General features: G+C 35.9%; 16 protein-coding genes, 6 tRNA genes and 3 rRNA genes. 9 read left to right on the plus strand and 16 right to left on the minus strand.

Features of this window, described 5'->3' with window-relative positions; translation table 11 throughout:
* Window positions 1-21: 21 nt before the first annotated feature.
* Complete coding sequence (gene typA / locus FLAK523_RS13945; protein ID WP_248904586.1) at window positions 22-1,818, minus strand: translational GTPase TypA; 1,797 nt, start codon at window positions 1,816-1,818, stop codon at window positions 22-24.
* Window positions 1,819-1,991: 173 nt separating this feature from the next.
* Here typA and FLAK523_RS13950 point away from each other — a divergent pair, with 173 nt between their 5' ends.
* From FLAK523_RS13950 to FLAK523_RS15240, 3 genes are all read left to right on the plus strand, one after another.
* A complete protein-coding gene (locus tag FLAK523_RS13950; RefSeq protein ID WP_248904593.1) occupies window positions 1,992-3,701 on the plus strand; it encodes a PAS domain-containing protein in 1,710 nt (569 codons plus the stop codon).
* Between the two features lie 5 nt (window positions 3,702-3,706).
* Complete coding sequence (locus tag FLAK523_RS13955; RefSeq protein ID WP_248904595.1) at window positions 3,707-4,108, plus strand: response regulator; 402 nt, start codon at window positions 3,707-3,709, stop codon at window positions 4,106-4,108.
* Window positions 4,109-4,891: 783 nt separating this feature from the next.
* Complete coding sequence (locus FLAK523_RS15240; protein ID WP_256469081.1) at window positions 4,892-5,026, plus strand: hypothetical protein; 135 nt, start codon at window positions 4,892-4,894, stop codon at window positions 5,024-5,026.
* Window positions 5,027-5,325: 299 nt separating this feature from the next.
* Here FLAK523_RS15240 and rrf read toward each other — a convergent pair.
* The 11 genes from rrf to proS all read right to left on the minus strand — a co-directional run bounded on the left by rrf (window position 5,326) and on the right by proS (window position 13,716).
* Window positions 5,326-5,435, minus strand: a 5S ribosomal RNA gene (gene rrf / locus FLAK523_RS13960).
* A 144-nt stretch (window positions 5,436-5,579) separates the two neighbouring features.
* A 23S ribosomal RNA gene (locus tag FLAK523_RS13965) occupies window positions 5,580-8,467 on the minus strand.
* Window positions 8,468-8,671: 204 nt separating this feature from the next.
* A tRNA-Ala gene (locus tag FLAK523_RS13970) sits at window positions 8,672-8,745 on the minus strand.
* Window positions 8,746-8,853: 108 nt separating this feature from the next.
* Window positions 8,854-8,927, minus strand: a tRNA-Ile gene (locus FLAK523_RS13975).
* Between the two features lie 126 nt (window positions 8,928-9,053).
* Window positions 9,054-10,566, minus strand: a 16S ribosomal RNA gene (locus tag FLAK523_RS13980).
* The 16S, 23S and 5S rRNA genes sit together here with 2 tRNA genes alongside, the layout of an rRNA operon.
* Window positions 10,567-11,446: 880 nt before the next feature.
* Window positions 11,447-11,698, minus strand: a complete 252-nt coding sequence (gene rpsT / locus FLAK523_RS13985) for a 30S ribosomal protein S20 (protein WP_248904597.1) — start codon at window positions 11,696-11,698, stop codon at window positions 11,447-11,449.
* 36 nt (window positions 11,699-11,734) lie between these two features.
* Window positions 11,735-11,806, minus strand: a tRNA-Glu gene (locus tag FLAK523_RS13990).
* Window positions 11,807-11,856: 50 nt separating this feature from the next.
* Window positions 11,857-11,928: transfer RNA gene (locus tag FLAK523_RS13995), tRNA-Glu, on the minus strand.
* A gap of 45 nt (window positions 11,929-11,973) precedes the next feature.
* A tRNA-Glu gene (locus tag FLAK523_RS14000) sits at window positions 11,974-12,045 on the minus strand.
* 43 nt (window positions 12,046-12,088) lie between these two features.
* Window positions 12,089-12,160 (minus strand) — tRNA-Glu (locus tag FLAK523_RS14005).
* Between the two features lie 77 nt (window positions 12,161-12,237).
* On the minus strand, window positions 12,238-13,716 hold the full coding sequence (gene proS, locus FLAK523_RS14010; RefSeq protein WP_248904598.1) for a proline--tRNA ligase: 1,479 nt from the start codon (window positions 13,714-13,716) through the stop codon (window positions 12,238-12,240).
* A 100-nt stretch (window positions 13,717-13,816) separates the two neighbouring features.
* Here proS and FLAK523_RS14015 point away from each other — a divergent pair, with 100 nt between their 5' ends.
* From FLAK523_RS14015 to FLAK523_RS14035, 5 genes are all read left to right on the plus strand, one after another.
* Window positions 13,817-14,788, plus strand: coding sequence for a hypothetical protein (locus FLAK523_RS14015; protein WP_248904600.1), 972 nt, complete (start codon window positions 13,817-13,819; stop codon window positions 14,786-14,788).
* Window positions 14,789-14,836: 48 nt separating this feature from the next.
* Window positions 14,837-16,339: an OmpP1/FadL family transporter gene (locus FLAK523_RS14020; protein ID WP_248904602.1), complete on the plus strand. Its 1,503-nt coding sequence runs from the start codon at window positions 14,837-14,839 to the stop codon at window positions 16,337-16,339.
* Between the two features lie 223 nt (window positions 16,340-16,562).
* Window positions 16,563-17,876 carry a 30S ribosomal protein S12 methylthiotransferase RimO gene (gene rimO, locus FLAK523_RS14025; RefSeq protein WP_248904604.1) on the plus strand — a complete coding sequence of 438 codons (1,314 nt, stop codon included), beginning with the start codon at window positions 16,563-16,565 and terminating at the stop codon, window positions 17,874-17,876.
* 34 nt (window positions 17,877-17,910) lie between these two features.
* A complete protein-coding gene (locus FLAK523_RS14030) occupies window positions 17,911-18,372 on the plus strand; it encodes a hypothetical protein (protein WP_248904607.1) in 462 nt (153 codons plus the stop codon).
* A gap of 29 nt (window positions 18,373-18,401) precedes the next feature.
* The gene (locus FLAK523_RS14035) at window positions 18,402-19,304 is read left to right on the plus strand and encodes an N-acetylmuramoyl-L-alanine amidase (protein WP_248904608.1); all 903 of its coding nucleotides are present in this window, start codon (window positions 18,402-18,404) and stop codon (window positions 19,302-19,304) included.
* Between the two features lie 139 nt (window positions 19,305-19,443).
* On the opposite strand, the gene FLAK523_RS14040 is transcribed toward FLAK523_RS14035, so the two are convergent.
* On the minus strand, window positions 19,444-20,493 hold the full coding sequence (locus FLAK523_RS14040; RefSeq protein ID WP_248904618.1) for an outer membrane beta-barrel protein: 1,050 nt from the start codon (window positions 20,491-20,493) through the stop codon (window positions 19,444-19,446).
* A 757-nt stretch (window positions 20,494-21,250) separates the two neighbouring features.
* Here FLAK523_RS14040 and FLAK523_RS14045 point away from each other — a divergent pair.
* Window positions 21,251-21,799, plus strand: coding sequence for a YfbU family protein (locus FLAK523_RS14045; RefSeq protein ID WP_248904620.1), 549 nt, complete (start codon window positions 21,251-21,253; stop codon window positions 21,797-21,799).
* 197 nt (window positions 21,800-21,996) lie between these two features.
* Here the strand turns inward: FLAK523_RS14045 and FLAK523_RS14050 are convergent, their stop codons facing one another.
* The 3 genes from FLAK523_RS14050 to FLAK523_RS14060 form a co-directional block, all read right to left on the minus strand.
* Window positions 21,997-23,538, minus strand: a complete 1,542-nt coding sequence (locus FLAK523_RS14050) for an acyl-CoA carboxylase subunit beta (protein WP_248904622.1) — start codon at window positions 23,536-23,538, stop codon at window positions 21,997-21,999.
* A 111-nt stretch (window positions 23,539-23,649) separates the two neighbouring features.
* On the minus strand, window positions 23,650-25,089 hold the full coding sequence (gene accC / locus FLAK523_RS14055; protein WP_248904624.1) for an acetyl-CoA carboxylase biotin carboxylase subunit: 1,440 nt from the start codon (window positions 25,087-25,089) through the stop codon (window positions 23,650-23,652).
* A 3-nt stretch (window positions 25,090-25,092) separates the two neighbouring features.
* Window positions 25,093-25,578, minus strand: a complete 486-nt coding sequence (locus FLAK523_RS14060) for an acetyl-CoA carboxylase biotin carboxyl carrier protein subunit (RefSeq protein ID WP_248904625.1) — start codon at window positions 25,576-25,578, stop codon at window positions 25,093-25,095.
* Window positions 25,579-25,651 lie beyond the last annotated feature (73 nt).

Raw genomic sequence — 25,651 nt, forward strand, 5'->3', positions numbered from 1 at the left:
TTTTTATTATATAAATAAAAATTAGATTTTAAATCTTTTTCTATCAGTTTCTGTCAAATAAATTTTTCTCAAACGAATAGATTTTGGAGTTACCTCTACATATTCATCTTTTTGAATATACTCTAATGCTTCCTCTAAAGAGAAAATAATTGGAGGGATAATTCTTGCTTTTTCATCATTTCCAGAAGAACGTACGTTAGACTGTTTTTTAGCCTTAGTTACGTTTACACACATATCATCGCTACGTGAATTTTCTCCAATAACTTGACCTTCATAAATTTCATCATTAGGATTAACGAAGAATTTACCACGATCTTGTAATTTATCAATAGAATAAGGAATAGCTTTACCATTTTCCATAGAGATTAACGAACCATTGTTACGTCCCGGAATAGCTCCTTTGAAAGGCTCATATCCTATGTAACGGTGTGACATAATAGCCTCACCTGCAGTAGCAGTTAACAATTGATTACGTAATCCAATAATTCCACGAGATGGAATGTTGAATTTTATAATCATACGATCTCCTTTACCTTCCATAGAAAGCATTTCACCTTTACGGATAGTAACAAATTCTACAGCTCTACCTGAAAGATTCTCAGGTAAATCGATAGTTAATTCTTCAATTGGCTCACATTTTTTACCATCAATTTCTTTGATGATTACTTGAGGTTGACCAATTTGCATCTCGTATCCTTCTCTTCTCATTGTTTCAATAAGAACAGATAAGTGAAGTACCCCACGACCAAAAACCATAAACTTATCAGCTGAATCAGTTTCACCTAATTTCATTGCTAAGTTTTTCTCTAATTCTTTTGTCAAACGGTCTCTAATATGACGAGAAGTTACAAATTTACCCTCTTTACCAAAGAAAGGAGAGTCATTAATTGTAAACAACATACTCATTGTAGGTTCATCAATAGCAATTGATGCTAAAGCTTCAGGATTTTCAAAATCAGCGATAGTATCTCCAATTTCAAATCCTTCAACACCAACAATAGCACAAATATCTCCAGCAATTACTTCTTGTACTTTTTTACGACCAAGTCCTTCAAAAGTATGTAATTCCTTAATTCTTGATTTCATTACTGTACCATCTCTTTTTACTAAAGAAATTGGCATTCCTTCTTTCAAGACACCTCTTTCAAGACGTCCAATAGCGATACGACCTGTAAAAGCCGAAAAGTCTAAAGAAGTAATCAACATTTGTGGAGTTCCTTCTGAAACTTTAGGAGCCGGAACGTTAGCAATAACCATATCTAATAATGCTTCAACATTATCAGTTATGTTTTCCCAATGGTCAGACATCCAGTTATTCTTAGCAGAACCGTAAACCGCTGGAAAATCCAACTGCTCTTCTGTAGCTCCTAATTCAAACATTAAGTCAAAAACTTTTTCGTGAACTTCTTCAGGAGTACAGTTTTCTTTATCAACTTTATTTATAACAACGCAAGGTTTTAAACCAAGGTCTAATGCTTTTTGTAATACAAAACGCGTTTGTGGCATAGGCCCTTCAAATGCATCTACCAGTAAACAAACTCCATCAGCCATATTCAATACACGCTCTACTTCACCACCAAAATCGGCGTGACCAGGAGTATCAATAATGTTGATTTTTGTTCCTTTATACTGAACAGAAACATTCTTAGAAGTAATGGTAATACCTCTTTCACGCTCTAAGTCGTTGTTATCAAGGATTAGATCACCTGTGTTTTCGTTGTCACGAAATAATTGACAGTGATACATAATTTTATCAACCAAAGTTGTTTTACCGTGATCGACGTGGGCAATAATTGCAATGTTTCTAATAGATTCCATCTGTGATTTTTAATGGGTGCAAAGGTACACTTTATTTTGATATAAAAAACCTTTCTGCAATAGTTTACATATTATAAACCAATTAGACTCATTTACACTCACAAGACTAAACTTACAAAATAAGTTTTCGATTGTTTATTTTGAATTAAATAATATTTAATTACATTTGAGTAATGAAAAATAAAATCAATCAAATAACTATTATCTATTTACTAATAGCCCTATTCACGGCTATTATTTTATATAAATTATTGCTTAATTATTCTTCAGATGAAAATTATCCTCTTTACAACTTCATAAAAGATATTGTTTTTGTATTCTCCACAGGAATAGCATACAAATACATTATGTCTAGAAATGAAAAAACGAATATTGATATTTTAGAAAAACATAATATTGCCAATCATGAAATTACAGCATCAAATGAAAGATATGATGCTGTAGCAAAAGCAACAAGTGATACTCTTTGGGACTGGGAAATTCAGGAAGATAAAATTTTATGGAATAAAGGCATAAAAGATATATTTGGATATGATAAAGACCAAGTAGGCGATGGTTCTAAATGGTGGTTTGACAACATACATCCTGAAGATAGTATTAAAATGTCTATCAAATTATACTCTTTCATTGAACAAAAAACCGATAATTGGCAAGATGAATATCGTTTTAAATGCGCAGATAACACCTATAAATATGTATTAGATAGAGGATACATCTTGAAAGATGAAAAGGGAAAAGGGATTAGAATGATTGGTGCAATTCAAGATATAACAAAGCAAAAGAAAGAAGAGTTGCGTCTAAAGCTTTTAGAGACAGTTATCTTACAAACAAGAGATTCGATAGTCATAACCGAGGCTAATTTCAATGAAGGAAAGCTTCCTAAAATCATTTATGTTAATCCTGCTTTTTCACACATGACAGGCTATGAGCCTGAAGAAATTATCGGACAATCACCAGATATTCTAAAAGGAAAAAATACCAGCTTAGAAGATATTAACAAAATAATATCTGCCATTAAAAATAAAGAAGAAGCTTTTATTGAAACATTAAGTAACAAAAAAAACAGGGAAGAATATTGGATACGCTTTTCAATGATTCCTATCTTTAATTTAGAACAGGAACTCACACATTGGGTTTCAATTCAAAAAGATGTTTCAATTGAGAAAAAACAAGAAAAAGAAAAAGAACAACTTATTAGAGAGCTTACTCAAAATAACAAGGATTTAAAACAGTTTTCATATATTACTTCTCACAATCTAAGAGCTCCTTTATCCAACTTAACAGGGCTTTTAAATCTAATAGAAGACATCCCAATAAATGATTCCGAATTAAAAGAAATACTAGAGGGTTTTCAAAAATCAACAAACCTTCTAAATGAAACTGTAAATGATTTAAATAAAGTAATCATTATTAAAGATAACGCATCTATTACTAAAGAAGATGTATTACTTAAAGAAATTTTCGAAAAAGTGCGTCAGCAACTCTCTTTTAAAATTGATTTATGTACGCCAATTATAAATATCGATATTGCACAGCTAACCTGTATAAATATAAACAAATCCTATATAGAAAGTATATTACTTAATTTACTAACTAATTCTTTAAAATTCAAAGCAGAGAATCGACAGTTAATTGTTAATATATCCACTAAACAAATAGATGACACTACTATATTAACTTTTCAGGATAACGGTATAGGAATCGATTTAAAAAGAAATGGTGATAAAGTTTTTGGTTTATACCAGAGATTCCATAATTACCCCGATAGTAAAGGATTAGGTCTTTATCTTGTTAAATCACAGGTGGAAGCTATGGGAGGAACTATCAATATTGAAAGTAAAGTTGACAAAGGAACTATTTTTACTATAACTTTAAAAAACTAATTAATATGCTTGATTTAATTTTATGTATTGATGACGATCCTATTACACTAATGTTGAGCAAAAAAGTCATTGCTAAAACATTATTTTCAGAAAATATTATTACACTTCCAAATGGAGAAGAAGCTCTGAATTATTTTAACAAACTAAAAATTGATGATAATGAAAAGGTTTTGCTTCCTAAATTAATATTTTTGGATTTAAATATGCCAGTAATGAGTGGATGGGAATTCTTAGATATTTTTAATACTCCTGAATATGATGAATTTAAAGACATAAAAGTGATCATTCTTTCTTCCACAATAGATCCAAAAGATTTAGACAAAGCAAAAACATACCCAATGGTTTCAGATTTCTTATCAAAGCCAATTTCTTTAAGTATGTTAGATTATTTAAAAAATAAAACATAATATTATTTTAAATACAACTATATCCTTTTATGAAATTTTACAAAAACTATATAGGGGTCTAGTGGTAACTCAAAATTAAGAGGAACAAGGTTAGGTCGTTTTTAAAAGAAGTCAACAGATTCCAATCCGATAGTTTCTATCAATTGAGTTAAATTAACTAATAACATCAATATAAACATTTTTTAAGCGATTGCAAGAATTAATATTTACTTACATATAAACAAATGTCCAATTTTACAAAAACCTTGGATAAACAATAACCAACTTAAAAAATAGCTTTCTTCTAGTGAAAACTCTATCCTTTTTTTGACTAGAAAAATAGGAAAAAAACTACTATAACCATTATTGATAGTAACATAATCGGATGTCATTACAATTACATAAGCCCTCATCCTAAACAACGGTGTCTAGTCTCAGAAACTTTTCTTTAATAAGGCCGAAAAAAAAGTGACGATTACTCAGGAATTTCCCAAAACACAAACCGTTATAATAACCTTTTTTAAACATATTTTTTAATTGTTATTAAATAAAAATACTGACGATTAGCTAAATTCATTATTTCTTAAAATTTAAAAAAATTAGAAGTACATACCACTAACAAATAATTGTTCCAAAAATAAAACAATAGATAAAGCGTCAAATAAAAAATTTGAACCTATACTATTGACAAATGATGATGCAATTAAACAATTGTTGGTTAGAAGTCACTATTTCTTATACTCACACAAAAAAATAATCAAGTAACATAAAAACCAAACAGAACGAACTTTAGTATAATTTGAATTGTATCCTGACATTGAAAAAGCATCTGATTTAGCTCAAGATTTGAGAAACATCTTTGAGAAAGCAACCTATAAAATTATTGGACTATCAAGATTGGCCAGATGGTATGAAAAAAATAAAGCAATCTGGTTTTAAGTCGTTCAATATAATCTCAAAATCAATAATGAATCATTATTAAACCATTTCGATAACAGAAGTACCAATTCTTCAGCGGAATCCTTCAATACTAAAACAAAAGCTTTTAGATCTTAATTTAGAGGAGTAAGAAATGTACAATTCTTACTTTTAGGCTAACTAATATTTATGCTTAATTTTTGCTACTCCACAGGTTTTGGGATTGCCCCAAGAAAGACGACAAGCCGAGCCGTTAGGCGAACACGTCGATCCTATGAAAAACAAAAAAACCCTATCCAGTTTGGATAGGGTTTTCAAAAGAAAGGCGACGACATACTCTCCCACATAACTGCAGTACCATCTGCGCAGGCGGGCTTAACTACTCTGTTCGGGATGGGAAGAGGTGAGCCCCGCCGCAATAACCACCTTAAGGTTGTTATAATTGCTTTGGGCAATTATCATAATTATTAATTAACTAAAGTTAACTATCAATTACAAAATATCTTAACATACTGAGATAAAGAAAAAAGTATTTATTAGAAAGTTTCTTCCCCCGCCGAAGCGAGGGAAAAGTGTACATAAGCTTACGGGTTATTAGTACTACTCGACTATGACATTACTGCCTTTACATCTATAGCCTATCAACGTGGTCATCTCCCACGACCCTTAAAAGAAATCTCATCTTGTGGTGGGTTTCGCGCTTATATGCTTTCAGCGCTTATCCCTTCCAAACGTAGCTACTCTGCGATGCTCCTGGCGGAACAACAGATACACCAGAGGTTTGTCCAATTCGGTCCTCTCGTACTAGAATCAGATCCACTCAAATTTCTTGCGCCCACAGTAGATAGAGACCGAACTGTCTCACGACGTTCTGAACCCAGCTCGCGTGCCACTTTAATGGGCGAACAGCCCAACCCTTGGGACCTTCTCCAGCCCCAGGATGTGACGAGCCGACATCGAGGTGCCAAACCCCCCCGTCGATATGAGCTCTTGGGGGAGATCAGCCTGTTATCCCCGGCGTACCTTTTATCCTTTGAGCGATGGCCCTTCCATGCGGAACCACCGGATCACTATGCTCTACTTTCGTACCTGATCGACCTGTATGTCTCTCAGTCAAGCTCCCTTATGCCATTGCACTCTACGCACGGTTACCAAGCGTACTGAGGGAACCTTTAGAAGCCTCCGTTACTCTTTTGGAGGCGACCACCCCAGTCAAACTACCCACCAAGCAATGTCCCCCGCATAACGGGGTTAGGCCTCAGACAAACAAAGGGTTGTATTTCAACAATGACTCCACAACGCCTAGCGACGCCACTTCACGGTCTCCAACCTATCCTACACATCATTTGTCCAAGGTCAATACTAAGCTATAGTAAAGGTGCACAGGGTCTTTTCGTCCCACTGCGGGTAAACGGCATCTTCACCGTTACTACAATTTCACCGAGCTCATGGCTGAGACAGTGTCCAGATCGTTACACCATTCGTGCAGGTCGGAACTTACCCGACAAGGAATTTCGCTACCTTAGGACCGTTATAGTTACGGCCGCCGTTTACTGGGGCTTCATTTCAATGCTTCTCCGAAGATAACATCTCCACTTAACCTTCCAGCACCGGGCAGGTGTCAGGCCCTATACTTCATCTTACGATTTTGCAGAGCCCTGTGTTTTGATAAACAGTCGCCTGGACCTCTTCACTGCGGCCACGCCGCAAAGCGTGGCGACCCTTCTCCCGAAGTTACGGGTCTATTTTGCCTAATTCCTTAGCCATGAATCTCTCGAGCACCTTAGGATTCTCTCCTCGACTACCTGTGTCGGTTTGCGGTACGGGTACTCATTACCTGAAGTTTAGAGGTTTTTCTTGGAAGCCCTTAGGCGCACTATCTCTTTGTCCGAAGACTCCGAGTACTATCGTATTTCCCCAAGATCTGTGGATTTGCCTGCAGATCTTATAGGTAGGTACTTCAACGAACTATTCCGTCAGTTCGCGGCGCTTTCATCACTCCGTCACCCCATCACAGTAATAAGTAGTACGGGAATATTAACCCGTTGTCCATCGACTGTCCCTTTCGGGTTCGCCTTAGGTCCCGACTAACCCACAGCTGATTAGCATAGCTGTGGAAACCTTAGTCTTTCGGTGTGCGGGTTTCTCGCCCGCATTATCGTTACTTATGCCTACATTTTCTTTTCTCACCAGTCCAGCATACCTTACGATACACCTTCTACCCTGTGAGAATGCTCCCCTACCACTCCATAATTTAATATGAAATCCATAGCTTCGGTAATACGCTTATGCCCGATTATTATCCATGCTCGTCCGCTCGACTAGTGAGCTGTTACGCACTCTTTAAATGAATGGCTGCTTCCAAGCCAACATCCTAGCTGTCTATGCAGACAAACCTCGTTCTTTCAACTTAGCGTATATTTGGGGACCTTAGCTGATGGTCTGGGTTCTTTCCCCTCTCGGACTTGGACCTTAGCACCCAAGCCCTCACTGTTATGAAACATTATATAGCATTCGGAGTTTGTCAGGAATTGGTAGGCGGTGAAGCCCCCGCATCCAATCAGTAGCTCTACCTCTATATAACTTTACGCATAACGCTGCACCTAAATGCATTTCGGGGAGTACGAGCTATTTCCGAGTTTGATTGGCCTTTCACCCCTACCCACAGGTCATCCGAAGACTTTTCAACGTCAACCGGTTCGGTCCTCCACTGTGTGTTACCACAGCTTCAACCTGCCCATGGGTAGATCACACGGTTTCGCGTCTAACACTACTGACTAAAGCGCCCTATTCAGACTCGCTTTCGCTACGGATCCGTGGCTTAACCACTTATCCTTGCCAGCAACGTTAACTCGTAGGCTCATTATGCAAAAGGCACGCCGTCACCCCACGAAAGGGCTCCGACCGCTTGTAAGCGTATGGTTTCAGGATCTATTTCACTCCGTTATTCACGGTTCTTTTCACCTTTCCCTCACGGTACTGGTTCACTATCGGTCTCTCAGGAGTATTTAGCCTTAGCGGATGGTCCCGCCAAATTCAGACAGGATTTCTCGTGTCCCGCCCTACTCAGGATACCACTATCGTTATCTTCTATTACTTATACAGGGCTATCACCTTCTTTGGCTCTACTTTCCAGTAGATTCTAATTCTATCCGCAACAAATAACGTGGTCCTACAACCCCAACATTGCCGTAACAACATTGGTTTGGGCTAATCCGCGTTCGCTCGCCACTACTTACGGAATCACTTTTGTTTTCTTCTCCTCCGCCTACTTAGATGTTTCAGTTCAGCGGGTTTGCTCACCTATCGGTGTACTATGTCTTCAACATAGTGGGTTGCCCCATTCGGGTATCTACGGATCGATCGATGTGTGCTCGTCCCCGTAGCTTTTCGCAGCTTATCACGCCCTTCATCGCCTCTGAGAGCCTAGGCATTCCCCATACGCCCTTATTTTGCTTATTGTACCAATCTTAAAATCAATTAAGACCGTTTTTTCGATTTACTAAATAAATAGTAAATCTGCTTTCTACTTTTATTATTTTCTTATCTCAATATGTCAATGAACTTTTTTCTAGGCAATAGGTAATAGCCAAAAGGCATTAGTATCGCTTCGTTATCTAGTTTTTAAACTCTTGCCTATTGGCTTTTGTCTAATTACTAAATTAGTGGAGAATAACGGAGTCGAACCGTTGACCCCCTGCGTGCAAGGCAGGTGCTCTAGCCAGCTGAGCTAATTCCCCAATACAGTTGGCAGTGTTCAGTATTCAGTTTTCAGTAACTTTACTTTACATCCAAATGAGTTGTGAATTGCTAACTCTAGATTCTTCTTTTTCTTTAAGTATAAATAGTTGTCTCGGACAGACTCGAACTGTCGACCCCTACATTATCAGTGTAGTACTCTAACCAGCTGAGCTACGAGACACTCTTATTCTTAAATTGTATTATTTGAACTAACAGCAAGAGTAATAAATTTTAATCTTTGTTTCCGACTTCTCTTTTCGTCTCTTTCCCTAGCGTGTTGATAAATCAACTAACACTAAGGCTCTAGAAAGGAGGTGTTCCAGCCGCACCTTCCGGTACGGCTACCTTGTTACGACTTAGCCCTAGTTACCAGTTTTACCCTAGGCAGCTCCTTGCGGTCACCGACTTCAGGCACCCCCAGCTTCCATGGCTTGACGGGCGGTGTGTACAAGGCCCGGGAACGTATTCACCGGATCATGGCTGATATCCGATTACTAGCGATTCCAGCTTCACGGAGTCGAGTTGCAGACTCCGATCCGAACTGAGAACGGTTTTGTAGATTCGCTCCTACTTGCGTAGTGGCTGCTCTCTGTACCGTCCATTGTAGCACGTGTGTAGCCCAAGGCGTAAGGGCCGTGATGATTTGACGTCATCCCCACCTTCCTCACAGTTTGCACTGGCAGTCTCGTTAGAGTTCCCGGCGTGACTCGCTGGCAACTAACAACAGGGGTTGCGCTCGTTATAGGACTTAACCTGACACCTCACGGCACGAGCTGACGACAACCGTACAGCACCTTGTAATTTGTCTTGCGAAAGATCTGTTTCCAAACCGGTCAAACTACATTTAAGCCTTGGTAAGGTTCCTCGCGTATCATCGAATTAAACCACATATGCTCCACCGCTTGTGCGGGCCCCCGTCAATTCCTTTGAGTTTCAAACTTGCGTTCGTACTCCCCAGGTGGGATACTTATCACTTTCGCTTAGCCACTGAGATTGCTCCCAACAGCTAGTATCCATCGTTTACGGCGTGGACTACCAGGGTATCTAATCCTGTTCGCTACCCACGCTTTCGTCCATCAGCGTCAATCAATTAGTAGTAACCTGCCTTCGCAATTGGTATTCCATGTAATCTCTAAGCATTTCACCGCTACACTACATATTCTAGTTACTTCCTAATAATTCAAGTCAGACAGTATCAATGGCCGTTCCACCGTTGAGCGATGGGCTTTCACCACTGACTTATCTGACCGCCTACGGACCCTTTAAACCCAATGATTCCGGATAACGCTTGGATCCTCCGTATTACCGCGGCTGCTGGCACGGAGTTAGCCGATCCTTATTCTTACAGTACCGTCAAGCTCCGACACGTCGGAGGGTTTCTTCCTGTATAAAAGCAGTTTACAATCCATAGGACCGTCATCCTGCACGCGGCATGGCTGGTTCAGGCTTGCGCCCATTGACCAATATTCCTCACTGCTGCCTCCCGTAGGAGTCTGGTCCGTGTCTCAGTACCAGTGTGGGGGATCTCCCTCTCAGGACCCCTACCCATCGTAGTCTTGGTAAGCCGTTACCTTACCAACTAACTAATGGGACGTACGCTCATCTTTTACCGTTGTGACTTTAATTACATCCTGATCTTAAGGTCGTAATACTATGAGGTATTAATCCAAATTTCTCTGGGCTATCCCTCTGTAAAGGTAGATTGCATACGCGTTACGCACCCGTGCGCCGGTCTCTAGGAAGCAAGCTCCTATACCCCTCGACTTGCGTGTTAAGCCTGCCGCTAGCGTTCATCCTGGTAGGATCAAACTCTTCATCGTATATTATGCGAATCAAATTGCTTTGATTCTATTTATGTTTGACTGAAGATCTATCGGTTTTTTCAAATCTCTCGATTCATTACTCTTTATTCTTGTGTTCTTGAAATCTCTCTCAAAAACGGCTGTCAATTCAATATGTCTAGGAACGTGTTCTTCTTGTTTTTTCGTCTCAATAAACACCTAAGGTGTTTCTCGAAGCGGGTGCAAAAGTACAACTTCTTTTCATTCTCGCAAGCGTTTTGAAAAGTTTTTTTTTAGAAACTTTCGTTTCTCTTTTTCTTTCTTTTTAAACCCGGTTTCCCGTGTTTCGCTTACTCAATTTGTTAAAGAACTTGTTTGCTATTGCGGGTGCAAAACTACCTCCTTTTTTCAGTTATTCAAGCTTTTTAAACGCTTTTATTTGACGTTTTTTTATCTTTAATTTTAAGTTGCTTAAAACGTGGTTGTTGAAAGTAAAAGTTTTTCCTCTCCCCGGCCCTCTCCGAAGGAAAGGGAGACTTTACGAGAGTGGTTTGCGAAGATTGATGGGGATTTCAAATTAGCTAAAGTATATTACCTATATATAACAGGCCGACAATTACTTCATTAAATACCCCTAAAGCTAATGACAACCCAAATCCCTAGCCCTGATAGCAGCGAAAATCCTTATGTGCCGGGTTTCGGCACATAAGATTGTAGCGAATAGCAGGAAATTGCTCCTGAAAATATTTAAAAACCTACCTATATACAATTGATTAATTCTAATTCCACAAAATATACACACAGTTCACAAGTACCATCCAAAACCGAGACCCAGAACGATTTTTAAATTAATTATAAAACAAAAAAGACCCCTTAAAAAGGAGTCTTTTTTATATATTTTAAAATAAAAATGTAATACTTACAAATTAGTAACGAATTTTGTCAATTTTGATTTTAAATTAGAAGCTTTATTATTATGGATAATATTCTTTTTAGCTAATTTATCAATCATAGATATAACATTTGATAATTTAGATGTTGCATCCACTTTATCAGTAGCTATTCTTAATGCTTTAATAGCATTACGAGTAGTTTTGTGTTGGTATCTGTTTAATACTCTTCTCTTTTCGTTACTTCTAATTCTTTTTAAAGCAGATTTATGATTTGCCATTTTATTCTTGTTTTATCTTTTACTATTCTTTTTTTGTAGTCCGTAAGGGAATCGAACCCCTGTTACCAAGACGAAATCTTGGCGTCCTAACCCCTAGACGAACGGACCATTATCCTCCTAAGTTGGTTATCAATCTAAAATAAATTAGATTTAATCTGTAGCCCGTAGCGGAATCGAACCGCTCTTACATGGATGAAAACCATGCGTCCTAACCGATAGACGAACGGGCCATTATCCTTTTAAGTTAAGGAAAAACTATAAAACTAAAAAAAATGTAGCCCGTAGCGGAATCGAACCGCTCTTACATGGATGAAAACCATGCGTCCTAACCGATAGACGAACGGGCCATTATTCTTTTAAGTTAAGAAAAAACTTTTGCATTAAAAATTGTAGCCCGTAGCGGAATCGAACCGCTCTTACATGGATGAAAACCATGCGTCCTAACCGATAGACGAACGGGCCTTGCTTCTCTAATGCGGATGCAAAAATACAACTATTTTTGAGACGTACAATAGCTAAAGCGAAAAAAAATAAAAAATTTAATATGCCTTAGCAAAAAGCACTCTTCTAACAGAAGGATTCCCAGTAAAAACACAGCTTCCCGCCTCTTCCACACCGTCCAAAGGCATACATCTTATAGTTGCTTTAGTCAGGTCTTTAATCTTCTCTTCAGTTGCCGCAGTTCCGTCCCAATGTGCTGATACAAAACCACCTTTATCATTTAAAACAGCTTTAAACTCTTCAAAACTGTTTACTTCTGTAATATGATTATTTCTATAATTCAATGCTTTTTCAAACAAATCTTTTTGAATTTCTTCTAAAAGCCCCTTGATATAAGTCGCAATTCCATCTTTAGATTTTATTTCTTTTGTCAAAGTATCTCTTCTAGCCACTTCAAAAGTACCATTTTCAAGATCTTTTGGACCTACAGCAATACGAACCGGAACCCCTTTCAATTCCCATTCAGCAAATTTAAAACCTGGTTTCTGAGTTGTTCTGTCATCAAACTTAACTGAAACTCCTAATTTTCTCAGCTCAGCAACCAAAGTATTCACTTCAGCAGTAATAGAAGCTAATTGTTCATCCGTTTTATGAATAGGAACAATTACTACTTGTATTGGCGCTAAATTAGGAGGAAGAACTAATCCTTGGTCATCTGAATGCGTCATTACTAAAGCTCCCATTAATCTTGTCGAAACTCCCCATGAAGTTCCCCATACATATTCCTGCTTACCTTCGGCATTAGCAAACTTCACGTCAAAGGCTTTTGCGAAATTTTGCCCTAAAAAGTGAGATGTACCTGCTTGAAGTGCTTTACCATCCTGCATTAATGCTTCAATACAATAGGTTTCTTCTGCTCCAGCGAATCTTTCCGTTTCGGTTTTCAATCCTTTGATAACCGGGATAGCCATAAAGTTTTCTGCAAATTCAGCATAAACGTTCATCATTTTCTCCGATTCTTCAATAGCCTCACTTCTTGTTGCGTGTGCCGTATGCCCTTCCTGCCATAAAAATTCAGCAGTTCTAAGAAACAAACGAGTTCTCATTTCCCAACGAACAACATTAGCCCATTGATTAATTAACAATGGTAAATCTCTATAGGATTGCACCCATCCTTTATATGTAGACCAAATAATAGCTTCACTCGTAGGACGAACAATTAATTCTTCCTCTAGCTTGGCATTTGGATCCACCATTAACTTTCCTGGCTTATCTGGGTCATTCTTTAATCTATAATGAGTCACAATCGCACATTCTTTTGCAAATCCTTCGGCATTTTTCTCCTCAGCTTCGAACATGCTTTTAGGAACAAATAATGGAAAATAGGCATTCTGATGCCCTGTTTCTTTAAACATTCGATCCAATTCCGCTTGCATTTTTTCCCAAATCGCATAACCATAAGGCTTGATAACCATACAGCCTCTAACTCCAGAGTTTTCGGCTAGGTCTGCTTTTACAACCAGTTCGTTATACCATTTTGAATAATCTTCTGATCTTGTAGTAAGGTTCTTACTCATATTGAATAGTTTGGCACAAATTTTGTATTATTTATTTATCTAAAAAGTTCCACAAAACTAACTATTTTTGTATTGACCAACAATAAAAAAAACTATATATATGAAAACTAATAATTATACCTCCAAAAACGTTGCACTTTATTCCTTAATTGGGTTTTTAAGTGTTTTGGTAAGTTCGTGTGGATCTTACCAGAATAGCTCTTATTATGACAATGATGGAATATATGGAAGCAACGAAAAAGTAAGTAGTTATGTAGAGCCACAAAACAATTCAAATGGCTACTATAAGGATTACTTTGGCTCTTTACAAAACAACAACCAACAAACAGAAGTATTTACTGATATAGATAATTATCACGATTACGACAACGTAAATGATAACGATCCTCAATCCTATTCTAATAATTACAATGACTGGGGAAATAATTACAACAAAGCTTCCATAAATATTTATTCGAATAATTGGGGCCCATCATTTGGTCTTGGTTTAGGTTGGGGAAATTCTTATTTTGGATGGAATAACAATTTTTACGGGTTCAACAACTTTAATTACGGATGGGGTAATCCTTATTATGGATTCAATAACTTTAATTACGGCTGGGGATATCCTTTTTATGGATTCAATAATTTTAACTATGGCTGGGGTTATCCTTATTATGGATACAACAATTATAACTACGGGAACAGTCGTAATAACTACTCTCACAATCCTAGCAGAAGAGGTTCAACCTATAATAACAATCTAAACACGAACAAAAATTACAGTTCTCGATATTACGATTCAAACAGATCGTATAATACTGACAACCGAAGAAACTCTACTTACGACAGGTCAAGAACCAGCCCGACATTTAGTAATAGAAATAATTCTCAGTATCAAAATACACCTACAAGAACCAGAACCAACACAAACGAAAACAGAAGAGATAACAACACTCCATCCAGAAATTACAACCAAAATAATTCAAGAAACGATAATTACTCTCCTTCAAGATCAAACTCTACTAATTCAAACAGTTCTGGTGGCAGCGGAAGATCTTCAGGTGGAAACGGAAGAAGAGGCGGAATGTAAAAACATTTATATACCAATACATACTTTAAGAACTTTATTTCTATAAAAATGAAAAAACACATATACCTATTATTAGTAGCTTTCGCTTTTAGCGGGGTCCAAGGGCAGGAAATCAAAGACGCTGTACGTTATTCGCAGGACAATCTGAACGGTACGGCACGTTTTAGAGCTATGAGCGGTGCCTTTGGGGCACTTGGAGGCGATTTATCATCCTTGAATGTGAACCCGGCAGGTTCAGCGGTATTCTCTAATAACCAAATTGGAGTTACAATAAGCAATTACGACACTAAAAACAATTCCAATTATTTTGGCACAAAAACAACCGAAACAAACAATTCGCTTGATCTCAATCAAGCAGGTGGCGTTTTTGTTTTTAAAAACCAAAACTCAACTAGTGACTGGAAAAAGTTTTCAATTGCAGTAAACTATGAGAACACTAATAATTTTGACAACTCTTTCTACTCAGAAGGAATTAATCCAACAAACTCTATAGGAAAATATTTTTTGAGTTATGCTAATGGTGTTCCATTAGACAAATTAGAAAACTCTAGTTACTCAAACTTACCAAATGGAGCCCAACAGGCATACATTGGATATCAAGGTTACATTATTAATCCAGTATCGAATAGCCCAACAAACACACAATACACTTCCAATATCCCTGGAGGCGGAAATTATTTTCACGAAAATTCTATCATTTCAAATGGTTACAATGGAAAACTATCTTTTAACGGAGCTACTTCCTATAAAGACAAACTATATATAGGACTGAATTTAAACTCGCATTTTACAGACTTAAGACAGTCTAGCAGTTTTTACGAAGACAATAGTGCACCACTAACTTCTGAATACACTGTATCTAAACTTCGTTTTGACAATGATCTATACACTTACGGTACCGGTTTTTCATTTCAACTTGGAGCTATTGCAAAAGTCTCAAATGAAGTTCGACTAGGAATAGCTTATGAATCCTCTACTTGGTATACTCTTAATGATGAGTTTTCACAAAAGCTGGTTGCCGTGAGCAGCAAAACAAACGCAGACGACACAAACGATGTTGTAGACCCACAAATCATTAATGTTTACGCTCCTTATAAACTACAAACACCTAGTAAAGTTACAGGAAGTTTTGCTTATATCTTTGGCAAGAAGGGCTTGATAAGCCTTGATTATGCCATAAAAGATTACAGCAACACTAAATTCAAGCCCGAAAACGATATCTATTTCAAAGGTTTAAACAACAGTATGAGTACTATTCTTGACAACACATCAGAATTAAGAATAGGTGGTGAGTATAAAATTGAGAAATTGAGCTTAAGAGCAGGGTATCGATTTGAACAAAGTCCATATAAAAACGGTACTACTGTTGGTGATTTAACAGGTTATTCAGGAGGTTTAGGATATAACTTTGGATCAACAAAACTGGATTTATCCTATGCTTATGCAAAAAGAGAATCGCAACAAGGTTTTTTTAATCAAGGATTTACAGATGGTGCAATAATCAATTCCATAAATAATAACATCTCTTTGACTTTACTGTTTGAATTGTAATACAATAAGTAAATACAAATCTAAATCCGTTACATTAATATGAGGCGGATTTTTTTTAGCCCTGATGGAATCGGCATCCTTTCCTTGCCCTCTTTAGGCAAGGAAAGATAAAGCGTACAGCGGGAATAGCTCCATAAAAAAACACCTAAATCGAAACAATCCCGATAGCTATCGGGACAGTTTGAATAAAAAAGCGTAATTTTGCACTCCAATTTACAAATATATGAGAACCAAGTCGTTAAAAAAGAATAAAATCAATGTGATCACTCTTGGGTGTTCAAAAAACATATACGATAGTGAAGTTTTAATGGGTCAGCTCCGTGCAAGCGGAAAAGACGTTGCCCACGAAGCTCCTGAAGCAGAAGAAGGAAATATTATAGTTATAAATACCTGTGGATTTATTGATAATGCTAAGGCCGAATCAGTAAATATGATTTTGGAATATGCTGACAAAAAAGAAAGAGGTTTAGTTGACAAAGTTTTCGTTACCGGATGTTTATCTGAACGTTACAGACCAGATTTAGAAAAAGAAATACCTAATGTTGATCAATTTTTTGGAACTACAGAGCTGCCTCAATTATTGAAGGCTCTAGGTGCTGATTATAAGCATGAATTACTAGGAGAACGTTTAACTACAACTCCTAAGAACTATGCCTACCTGAAAATTGCTGAAGGTTGTGATAGACCTTGCAGTTTTTGTGCTATTCCTTTAATGAGAGGGAAACACGTTTCTCAAACTATTGAAAAACTTGTTAAAGAGGCTGAAGGATTAGCAAGAGACGGTGTAAAAGAATTGATTTTAATTGCACAGGATTTAACTTATTATGGTCTTGATATATACAAAAAACGTAATCTAGGTGAATTACTTGAAGCTTTAGTAAAAGTGGAAGGAATTGAATGGATTCGTTTGCATTATGCTTTCCCTACTGGTTTCCCAATGGATGTTCTTGAAATCATGAAACGCGAACCAAAGATTTGTAACTATATAGATATTCCGTTACAACACATATCTGATTCTATTTTGAAATCGATGAGACGTGGTACATCACAAGAGAAAACCACTAAGTTATTAAAAGATTTCCGCGCAGCAGTTCCAGGAATGGCTATTCGTACGACACTAATTGTAGGTTATCCAGGAGAAACTCAAGAGGATTTTAATATATTAAAGGATTTTGTTCAAGAAATGAAGTTTGATAGAATGGGTTGTTTTGCTTATTCTCATGAAGAAAACACACATGCTTATTTACTGGAAGATGATGTTCCAGATACTGTAAAACAAGATCGTGCTAACGAAATAATGGAATTACAATCTCAGATTTCTTGGGATTTAAACCAAGAAAAAGTAGGTCAAGTTTTCAAATGTATCATTGACAGAAAAGAAGGTGGTCATTTTGTAGGCCGTACTGAATTTGACAGTCCTGATGTTGATAATGAAGTACTTATAGATGCTACAAAGCATTATGTAAAAACTGGAGAGTTTGCAATGATTAAAATCATCGAAGCAACTGAATTTGACCTATACGGCGAACCAGTTTAAATATTAAACTTTTATCTTAATTAAATAATAGTCTATGAAAATTATTCAAACAGTATTTGTTTTTATATTTATGACTTTAACTGCAACCACTGTTTCCGCTCAATACGGAAACAATGGTTATGGTGGTAATAATGGTTATGGCAATAGAAATTCAAGCATGAGCCAAATGAATCGTAACCAAAATCACGATAAACCCACAGAAATCCCTGTTGAAGTTACCGTTAGTAAAATAATGGAGAAACTAAAGCCCGAACTTAATCTCGATGCTCTTCAAGAAATTGCAATTGGTAATGCATATAAAGAAAGTATTCAAAAACAAGGAATTCTTTTTAAATCTGAAGACAGCCAAGAGAATAAAATGAAGGAATTTCAGGCTCTTTCTGAAACTTTAGACCGAAAAGTAAATGATTTTTTGAATGAAGATCAAAAAGCAAAATACAAAGCTTTAAAGGAAGACAACAAAAATCCAAAAAAATCAAGAAGAAAAAGAGATTAATTTCTTCAAAATAAAAGGCGTCTCAGAATATGAAAAAACATTTATGCTACTTGATTATTGCAGTAACAACATTCTCCTGCTCCACTAATCCTTACAAGGTAAGTGAGAAAGAATACAATACAAAATTAAAAAATTTAAAAGAAGCCATTTCAAATAAAGAGCCTGAGCCATTACCAATTGTATCTAAAACCACAATTACTATTGACAGCCTTTATACCAAACATTTGTATACTTTTAAAGATTCCATATCAAAGATGTCTTCAACTCCATTACAAAATGGAATTCAACCTGAATGGATCAGTACCGTAAATTTCAATTTACGTAAACCAAATTTTATTATCATACATCATACAGCTCAGGATTCCATCCAGCAAACCATCAAAACATTTACTCTTACAAGAACTCAGGTAAGCGCGCATTACGTTATAGGTGATGATGGATATGTTGTGCAAATGCTAAACGATTACTTACGTGCTTGGCACGCAGGAAGTGGAACTTGGGGAAGAAACTCTGACATCAATTCGGCTTCAATAGGAATCGAACTCGATAATAATGGGACTGAACCTTTCTCTGAAAAACAGATTACCAGTCTTATGGCTCTGTTAAGCAAGTTGAAAAAAGATTACAACATCCCTACTCAAAATATAATTGGCCATTCAGACATAGCTCCTACTCGAAAAAGTGACCCTAGTGCTTTATTCCCATGGAGAACTTTAGCCGAAAATGGATTTGGTTTATGGCAAGATGATACGCTAGAACAAGCTCCTCCCTATTTCAGCTCAGATTTAGCTTTAAGAATAATAGGTTACGACACCAAAAACCTACAAGCTGCAATCAAAGCGTTTAAATTGCATTTTATCCAAACCGAAGTAGATTCAGTATTAGATGAAAAAACAATAAACACCATCTACAATATCTACAAAAAACAGTAGTAGATTTATAAAAAACAGTTCTTTGATGATTCATTGAACTGTTTTTTTTTTTGATTTATATCCAATAATAAGTTTTAGGTGACACAAAAAAAATGCCAAGAGACTTTTCAGTATCCTGACAGAAAAAAAAAAAAAAAAATTAAAAACTATAAGTAGTCGCTAATAGTGCAAAACCAGTGATTCCTTTGGCTACTGAATGGTTATTAGAGAACACCTCTTCAGAAGCTTTATCTACTCTAAACTCAGGTATAATTGTTAAGTTCCCTACTTTATAATTCAGGGACAAAGTATTTCCCAGAACTGATGTTCCAGTGAGACTACCTAAAGCCGAAGTAGCTTTTAGAGCATTAAAATATTCTATTCTATATGCAAGACTCACTACATCATTAAGAGAGTAGTTTGCATAACCAACCATAGAATACCATTCTCCATCATTTAAACTATTAGAATCATTAGTAGTCAAAGCATACGTTCCATTAAATGCCAAAGAGATTTTGTTATTCAGTTTTTTAGTTCCCACAAAGTCAAATTGAGTTTTATTCTCATCTGAAGAAGGGTTGCTACTACCTGAGGTAACATTAAAAAAAGCAGATGTAGCATCTCCTACATAAGCTAATTGACCAATAAATGTTTTTTGAGTTGAACCTGCTTTAATAGCAGTTTTAAAATCAGTAGGATTAGCAACACCGGCCATAATACTGAATTTACCTTTAGTATACTGGGCTTTTACACCAGTATTAAAAAAGGGTCCGTAAGAAAAAGCATAAGACATACTGTAATTTTTATTGTCAACTGCATCCGCTAACTCATAGCCAATATGAGTTCCAAAACTCCCTGCAATAACAGATATATTACTAGAAAGCGCGTATGTAACATACAATTGTTTAATTAAAAAAGTAGCGGGATCATCATTATAAGTAAATTGTGCTGCCCTTGTTCCAAAACCCAAATCAACAAATACTTCTGCTTTGCCCTGTTTATGTGAAGCCACAATAGAAGCCATACCTAATTCGAATGAATTATGTGAATTAGTAAAACTTGTAAAACTGTTATCAGCTTTAGAAAAATCATATTTATAGTAAATATCCGCCGAACCTTCAAAAATTGTTTTAGATTCTATTTTTGTTTCCTGAGCAAAAATCATTGATGCCGAAAACATTATTGTAAAAATCAGTATTGCTTTTTTCATGTGTAGTAGTTTAAATTTCAATAAGTTTTATTTAGTATTATATTTTGTCCTCTTCTTAGAAATTCATAAAAACTCTAAACCTGATTAGTTCAAAAAACAAAATGACAGCTTCTCATTTTGTAAGAATTAAAACGAAACGACAATGCGAAATTATTAACATTATCCTTAGTAAAGCAATAAAAATTAGACTAATTAACAGTTTCTGAAAAGAATTATTGATTTGCAATATCCGCTACATTTAAAAACAATATTTGATATTTCAAAGGCTGTTTTTTAATTTATCAATAACGCATTATTACCCAAGACCCCATTGTTTTTAAATTTACATTCAAATAATATTAAAATATTTACACAATTTGACCATTTAAACATTATTTATTTTAATCACCCCCTCATAAAACTATTCGATATTAACATTTATCAATATATCAAAAATACTAAACAAACAAAATAACAGACTGTAAAAAAAACTAAAACCATCTATTTTAATAAAACATTCTTATTTTAAAACAAGCCAAGACACAAGTAATAAAAACCTAGCAACTAAAATAATATTTTGTAAGAATTTGACACGTGATTGAATAAGTAATAGCTGAGCATTTAAGAAAAACTGAGCCAATAAGTAATTCTTATACAAATAGTAAACTTTAAAGTTTTTTGTATTTTTTTAACCTCTTTACGGGAAACCGTAAGGAAAAGAAAAAGGAGTAGTTTTAATTTGCATTGAATACACCAAACCTCTATAAAACAACAAACTATGATTCCGAAAAACATTTCACTCATTGAGAGACAACTTCTAGCTAATCAGTTTAAGATTCTTTCTAAAATAGACCCGACTGAAAAAAGAAATGAGGCAAAAATAGAGATCTTAGAAAAAGGCTACACAGGTAGGTATTTTGAGTTATTTGACATCACAATTGAAGAGATCCCTTTTACAATTTGTGACGAAACCGAACAAATATTAAATATGTATCGACGTATAGCTACAACGATGGAGACATTATCTGATGTTGATAAAGAAAACATTAACGAAAACACAATCGCTTTTGAAGGTTTTGACGCTAATAATGATCCTCACTATCATTACATGCGATTCATGGTAGAGAAACTTAATTTATGGGAAGAATACAGAGGTGTACTTTTAAATTCACATAACTCTTTATGTATAAACAAATACAGAAAAATGTTAACCTACCAGAATCATTTACTGCACAATGAACAATACAACTTAAGTAAATCAGATTTAGAACATATAAGTAACTTACTAATAAAGGAAGAAGTAAAGGAGAGTGCTCAACTAGTTTAATATCATTTTTGAATTTGAAATTATTAAACACTTTAAATACAATCTGAAAATTTCTTTTACAACGTGACAAAAAGGAACGTTATATATTAACTAAGCACTAAGAATATAGCTTATTAATGGTTTAACTTAAAAAAGAATAAAAAACAAAAAAAAACCATTCGCCGCGGCGAATGGTTTTCTGTTTTAATATTAAATATTTACAACGGTATATTCCCGTGTTTTCTGTTTGGTGTAACACTCACTTTATTTTCGAGCATACTAAACGCTTTTATTAGTTTTCGTCTTGTGTCTTGCGGTAGGATTACCTCATCCACAAAACCTCTTTGAGCTGCAGTGTAAGGATTAGCAAACAAGTTAGCGTATTCAGTTTCTTTTTCTAACAGTTTGGCTGCAGGATCAGCTGCTTCGCTAATTTCTTTTTTAAATATGATTTCAGAGGCTCCTTTTGCTCCCATTACTGCAATTTCAGCTGTTGGCCAAGCAAAATTCATATCGGCACCTATGTGTTTTGAATTCATCACATCATAAGCACCACCATAAGCTTTACGTGTAATAACGGTTACTCTAGGTACAGTTGCTTCACTCAATGCATATAGTAATTTAGCTCCGTGAATGATAATTCCATTCCATTCTTGATCCGTTCCCGGTAGGAACCCTGGCACATCAACTAATACTAATAAAGGAATATTAAATGCATCACAAAAACGAGTAAACCGAGCTGCTTTTATCGAACTGTTTACATCCAAAACTCCCGCTAAATATAGCGGTTGATTAGCAACAATTCCAATACTTCTGCCTCCTAATCGAGCAAAACCAACAAGGATATTTTCGGCAAAATTCTTGTGAATTTCATAGAATGAATCTTCATCAATAATTCCCCCAATTACCTCATGCATATCGTAAGGTTTGTTTGGGTTATCCGGAATAATGGTTGCTAGTTTATCACGTACCTCATCATTTAACTCATAAGGTAATTTCTTCGTAACTTCTTTATTGCTTTGCGGCAAATAACTCAACAAACGTTTCAAGTCTTCTAAACATTCTATATCATTACTAGAAGTGATATGTGCTACTCCTGATTTAGTTGAATGCGTACTCGCTCCTCCTAATTCCTCTGAAGTCACAGTTTCATTGGTTACCGTTTTAACTACACTTGGCCCAGTTACAAACATATAACTCGTATCTTCTACCATCATAGTAAAATCAGTCATAGCAGGAGAATAAACCGCTCCACCAGCACAGGGACCCATAATCGCTGAGATTTGTGGAATAACTCCTGAGGCTTGAACATTTCTAAAGAAAATATCAGCATAACCACCCAGAGAACGAACTCCTTCTTGAATACGTGCTCCTCCAGAATCATTTAACCCAATCATAGGCGCTCCCATTTTAACAGCCATATCCATAATTTTACAGATTTTCTCTGCATGTGTTTCAGACAAAGCACCACCAAAAACCGTGAAATCTTGTGCAAATACATACACTAATCTTCCGTTTACAGTTCCATAACCAGTAATAACACCGTCACCGTTATAGATTTCATTTTCCATACCAAAATCAGTAGTACGGTGGGTAACCAACATTCCAATTTCTTCAAAAGAACCTTCGTCCATTAAATAATTTACACGCTCTCTTGCTGTTAATTTTTTCTTTTCGTGTTGTTTTGCAATACGTTTTTTACCTCCACCTAAATGCGCTTCGGCTATTTTATCGTTTAATATTTTTATTTTGTCTTTCATACTGTTCTTTTTTACCGCTAATTCACAAATTTTATTTTTTAAACCCTTTATAAATTAAGTTTGATTTAGCATTGCTAATCTTAATTTCTAAATTCCTAAATGGTGAAAAAATTAATTAGGTAGTCTAACTATTTTTTGATCTTCAAAATATTGCTTCAAGGCGACAAGCGCAGCAATTTCTGCTTCTTTATTCATCTGGACTTTCATCACTTCAGCATCATAATACTTCTTTACAAAGTGCGTGTCAAAATTTCCAGAACGGAAAGCCTCATGTTCACAAACAAAAGTACCAAAAGGCAATGTTGTGCTTACTCCTTCAACATGATAATTTGCAATAGCTTTTATCATCAACTGAATGGCTTCTTCTCTGGTTTTACCATAGGTAATCAACTTAGCTAACATTGGATCATAATAAATAGGAATATCCATACCTTGCTCAAATCCATTATCCACACGTATCCCTTCACCAACCGGCAATTGGTAAACATCTAAACGACCTACACTTGGTAGAAAATCATTCATTGGGTCTTCAGCATAGACACGTAATTCTAGTGCATGGCCTTTTATTTCTAAGTCTTCTTGTTTTATTGTTAAAGCTTCTCCTCGAGCAACTTTTATTTGCATTTCAACTAAATCAGTTCCCGTAATCAATTCAGTTACCGGATGTTCTACTTGTAAACGCGTATTCATTTCAAGGAAGTAGAAATTATTGTTTTCATCCAATAAAAACTCAACTGTTCCTGCTCCTAAATAATCACAAGATTTGGCTACTAAAACGGCCGCTTCTCCCATTTGCTTACGCAATTCAGGAGTTAACACAGAAGAAGGTGCTTCTTCTACCACTTTTTGATGGCGTCGCTGAATACTACATTCCCTTTCGAATAAATATAAAATATTACCATGACTGTCAGCCATAACTTGGATTTCAATATGGCGAGGTGAGGCAACGTATTTTTCGATAAAAACGGAACCGTCACCAAAAGCATTTAGCGCTTCACTAATGGCTCTGTTCATTTGGGATTCAAATTCCTCCGCATTCTCAACAACTCGCATTCCTTTTCCACCACCTCCAGCGGCAGCTTTTATCAGAATAGGAAAACCTATTTTACTAGCAACTTCCTTGGCTTTTTCAATATCTGTAATTGCCTCGTCAAGACCAGGAACCATTGGAATATTGTAGACTTTCACAGCTTCTTTTGCGGCCAACTTATTACCCATTATATGAATGGCTTTCGATTTGGGTCCGATAAAAATAATATTGTTTTTTTCTGCTTTTTCAGCAAATTCAGCATTTTCACTCAAGAAACCATATCCTGGATGAATCGCATCCACTCCAAGTGACTTTGCAACTTCTATAATTTTATCGCCTAATAAATAAGACTGGTTTGAGGGAGATTCTCCAATCCAAACCGCTTCATCGGCAAATTTTACGTGAGGTGCGTTTCTATCTATTGTAGAATAAACAGCAACTGTTTTTATACCCATCTTTTGGGCAGTTTTCATTACTCTAATGGCAATTTCTCCTCTATTGGCTACTAATAATTTTTTCATGGTTTACTCAAATTCAATTAATAATTGCCCTTTATCAACGGCATCTCCTTTAGTTACAGAAATCGATTTTATAACTCCATCACGTGGTGAAAGGAAACTATTCTCCATTTTCATGGCTTCAAGTATCAATAAACTATCGTTCTCTTTCACTTCCTGACCTACGGTTACACTAATTTCAAGTATCAATCCCGGCATAGGTGCTTTAATGGCATTGACTTGTTTAGTAGCTCCAACTTCAAACCCCATTTTTTTAATGAGAACATCAAGATCGTCAGAAATAGCAACAGTATACCTATTGTTATTTACTAGGACAGTATAACTTTTTTGATTGAAATTGGCAGCTATAATCTCCGCCTTAAAAGGAGTGTTTTGGTGTAATATATGAAACTTGTTTGCTTCTATACTAACCGCATCGAGTTGTGAAACTTGTTCCTTATCAAAATCAAATTGAAAGGAGTCATTTACGTTTACTTTATAGGTATTACTCATTTGTCATTTTTTAATGGTCGTAAAAATAAGTAAAAGAAAACGTTTTCGTAATAGAAAAAGAAATGATTTATGC

Source organism: Flavobacterium sp. K5-23, from assembly GCF_023278045.1.
Lineage (GTDB): Bacteria > Bacteroidota > Bacteroidia > Flavobacteriales > Flavobacteriaceae > Flavobacterium.

Coding starts and splice junctions, on each gene's coding strand:
- typA (WP_248904586.1), bottom strand. CDS start 1,818: ATGGAATCTATTAGAAACATTGCAATTATTGCCCACGTCGATCACGGT.
- FLAK523_RS13950 (WP_248904593.1), top strand. CDS start 1,992: ATGAAAAATAAAATCAATCAAATAACTATTATCTATTTACTAATAGCC.
- FLAK523_RS13955 (WP_248904595.1), top strand. CDS start 3,707: ATGCTTGATTTAATTTTATGTATTGATGACGATCCTATTACACTAATG.
- rpsT (WP_248904597.1), bottom strand. CDS start 11,698: ATGGCAAATCATAAATCTGCTTTAAAAAGAATTAGAAGTAACGAAAAG.
- proS (WP_248904598.1), bottom strand. CDS start 13,716: ATGAGTAAGAACCTTACTACAAGATCAGAAGATTATTCAAAATGGTAT.
- FLAK523_RS14015 (WP_248904600.1), top strand. CDS start 13,817: ATGAAAACTAATAATTATACCTCCAAAAACGTTGCACTTTATTCCTTA.
- FLAK523_RS14020 (WP_248904602.1), top strand. CDS start 14,837: ATGAAAAAACACATATACCTATTATTAGTAGCTTTCGCTTTTAGCGGG.
- rimO (WP_248904604.1), top strand. CDS start 16,563: ATGAGAACCAAGTCGTTAAAAAAGAATAAAATCAATGTGATCACTCTT.
- FLAK523_RS14030 (WP_248904607.1), top strand. CDS start 17,911: ATGAAAATTATTCAAACAGTATTTGTTTTTATATTTATGACTTTAACT.
- FLAK523_RS14035 (WP_248904608.1), top strand. CDS start 18,402: ATGAAAAAACATTTATGCTACTTGATTATTGCAGTAACAACATTCTCC.
- FLAK523_RS14040 (WP_248904618.1), bottom strand. CDS start 20,493: ATGAAAAAAGCAATACTGATTTTTACAATAATGTTTTCGGCATCAATG.
- FLAK523_RS14045 (WP_248904620.1), top strand. CDS start 21,251: ATGATTCCGAAAAACATTTCACTCATTGAGAGACAACTTCTAGCTAAT.
- FLAK523_RS14050 (WP_248904622.1), bottom strand. CDS start 23,538: ATGAAAGACAAAATAAAAATATTAAACGATAAAATAGCCGAAGCGCAT.
- accC (WP_248904624.1), bottom strand. CDS start 25,089: ATGAAAAAATTATTAGTAGCCAATAGAGGAGAAATTGCCATTAGAGTA.
- FLAK523_RS14060 (WP_248904625.1), bottom strand. CDS start 25,578: ATGAGTAATACCTATAAAGTAAACGTAAATGACTCCTTTCAATTTGAT.